Here is a 2,764-nt window from a genome sequence, read left to right as displayed (position 1 = left end):
CCCGCGAGGTCTACCGCGCTCTGACCGTCACACCAACAGAACAAGTCACCCAAAACGACCTTGCTCCTGCAGCTTGACGTCTATAGGAGCATCCGGATACGGCTCCGCACCACCGCACGCACCGAATGCCCCCGGCTCGCACGGACCGGGGGCATTCCTCTGGTGTACGGACCGTGCCCGCTTCAGAGGGACTTCGCGGGCGTCCCCTGCTCCTGCCCGGCCTCCGGCGGGGCGAACTGTGTCCGGTACAGCTCCTCGTACCGCCCGCCCACTGCCAGCAGCTCGGTGTGAGTCCCGCGCTCGACCACCCGGCCCTCCTCGACGACGAGGATCAGATCGGCCGCCCGGACGGTCGAGAGCCGGTGCGCGATGACCACCGCGGTGCGCCCCTCCAGTGCCTCGGCCAAAGCCTCCTGCACCGCTGCCTCCGACGTGGAGTCGAGGTGCGCGGTCGCCTCGTCGAGGATGACCACCCGCTGGCGGGCCAGCAGCAGCCGGGCGATCGTCAGCCGCTGACGCTCACCGCCGGAGAGCCGGTATCCGCGTTCGCCCACCACCGTGTCGAGCCCGTCGGGCAGCGAGGCCACGAGGCCGTCGAGCCTGGAGCGCCGCAGTGCGTCCCAGATCTCGTCCTCGGTCGCCCCGGGCCTGGCCAGGGTCAGATTGGCCCGGACCGACTCGTGGAAGAGGTGCCCGTCCTGCGTGACCATTCCGAGCGTCTCGCGGATCGACTCGGCGGTCAGATCACGCACGTCGATCCCGGCCAGTCGTACGGCACCCGAATCGGCGTCGTACAGCCGGGGCAGCAACTGCGCGATCGTCGACTTCCCGGCGCCGGACGAGCCGACCAGGGCGACCATCCGGCCGGGCTCGGCACGGAAGGAGACCTCGTGCAGGACCTCCGTGCCACCGCGGGAGTCGAGCGTCGCGACCTCTTCGAGCGAGGCGAGCGAGACCTTGTCGGCCGAGGGATACCCGAAGCAGACCCCGTCGAACTCCACGGACACCGGACCCTCCGGCACCTTGCGCGCATCCGGCTTCTCGGCGATCAGAGGCTTCAGGTCGAGGATCTCGAAGACGCGCTCGAAGCTCACCAGTGCGCTCATCACCTCGACCCGGGCGCCGGCCAGGGCGGTCAGAGGGGCGTACAGCCGGGTCAGCAGCAGGGCCAGGGCCACGACGGCGCCCGGTTCCAGGCTGCCGCGCAGCGCGTAGTAGCCGCCCAGCCCGTAGACCAGCGCCAGCGCGAGCGCGGAGACCAGCGTGAGCGCCGTGATGAACGTGGACTGCGCCATGGCCGTACGGATTCCGATGTCACGGACCCGGCTCGCACGGGCGGCGAACTCGGCGGACTCGTCGGCGGGCCGGCCGAACAGCTTCACGAGGGTGGCGCCGGGGGCCGAGAACCGCTCGGTCATCTGCGTTCCCATGGCCGCGTTGTGCGCGGCCGCCTCGCGCTGCATCCGTGCCATGCGCGACCCCATCCGGCGGGCGGGCACGACGAACACCGGCAGCAGGACGAGCGCGAGCAAGGTGATCTGCCAGGAGATGGTCAGCATCACCGTGAGCGTGAGCAGGAGGGTCACCAGATTGGAGACCACCCCGGACAGAGTGTTGCTGAACGCCCGCTGTGCCCCGATCACGTCGTTGTTGAGCCGGCTCACCAGGGCGCCGGTCCGGGTCCGGGTGAAGAAGGCGACCGGCATCCGCTGTACGTGGTCGAAGACAGCCGTACGAAGGTCCAGGATCAGGCCCTCGCCGAGCGTCGCCGACAGCAGGCGGGTCAGCAGGCCGAGCCCCGCCTCCGCCACGGCGATCACGGCGATCAGCAGCGCGAGGCGGGTGACGGTGCCGTTCTCCTTGCCCTGGACGATCGCGTCCACCACCCGGCCGGCCAGCACCGGCGTGGCCACGGCCAGCAGAGCCGTGACGACGCTCAGCAGGAGGAACCTGTAGAGCTCCCGGCGGCGCGGCCGGGCGAAGGAGGCGATCCGCCGGACGGTGGCGCGGGAGAACGGTCTGCGGTCCTGTTGGGCGTTCATCGCGCTGTGCAGCGATGACCAAGCGGTGACTTCCATACTCATGCGGTGCCTCCGGGGTGCGAGATAGGGGTGCGCGGCTCCGGTGGCCGGACACGGACCGGGGCGCAGAGAGAACGCTATGAGCTCAAGCGGACTTGAGGTCAACCGTTTTCCCCCCGCGAGGGCAGGGAAGGAGCAGACTCCAGGACCTCGGATCACGACAAGAGACCAGGTCGGGCGCATGGCCGCCCAATACGCGGTGCCGTCTGCGATGCCGCATGCGGACCACGTAGAATCGGCCCCTGTTTCCGGCCGAACGATGGCAAACACAACCGATTGAGGCAGTGCGACGTGAGTTTCACAGACAGTTCCGAGGCACCGATCTACGCCGGACTCGTGGAAGAACACGGGGATGTGCCGGCCGAGGTGCGCCGGGTGGCTGAGGAGACGCTGCGCGAGGCCGACCGGGCCATCGACTTCAGTGACGTCCGCCGGGCGGCGGCATACCGGTAGCGGCGGGAGACCGCCCTCGCGGCGCGGCGCCGCCCCGGTGACCAGGCGGTGATCCGGCGGCACCGAGAACCCCCTCCTCACGCCGCGAACCCGCCTCCGGCCCCGGCCGCAGGCGCCTCCCCACCCCCCGGTCTTCCGTGACAGCGGCGGGGCACGGCACCCCGTGCCCCGCCCCCGGCGAGCGCTGGGGTAGAGCGCACCCCCGCCAACCCACCCGCCCACGGACCCAC

Annotated in this window: 2 protein-coding genes; one reads left to right on the top strand and one right to left on the bottom strand. The window is 70.6% G+C overall.

Features of this window, described 5'->3' with window-relative positions; translation table 11 throughout:
• Positions 1–182: 182 nt before the first annotated feature.
• Positions 183–2,084: an ABC transporter ATP-binding protein gene (locus ABZ434_RS36020; protein WP_359146312.1), complete on the bottom strand. Its 1,902-nt coding sequence runs from the start codon at positions 2,082–2,084 to the stop codon at positions 183–185.
• Between the two features lie 288 nt (positions 2,085–2,372).
• On the opposite strand from ABZ434_RS36020, the gene ABZ434_RS36015 reads away from it, so the two are divergent.
• Positions 2,373–2,534 carry a hypothetical protein gene (locus ABZ434_RS36015; protein WP_187284885.1) on the top strand — a complete coding sequence of 54 codons (162 nt, stop codon included), beginning with the start codon at positions 2,373–2,375 and terminating at the stop codon, positions 2,532–2,534.
• Positions 2,535–2,764: the final 230 nt, after the last annotated feature.

Origin of the sequence: Streptomyces sp. NPDC005761 (genome assembly GCF_040630635.1) — a bacterium.
GTDB lineage: Bacteria > Actinomycetota > Actinomycetes > Streptomycetales > Streptomycetaceae > Streptomyces.
The sequence above is the reverse complement of the archived record's forward strand: the minus strand, read 5'-3'. Positions and strand labels throughout refer to the sequence as shown.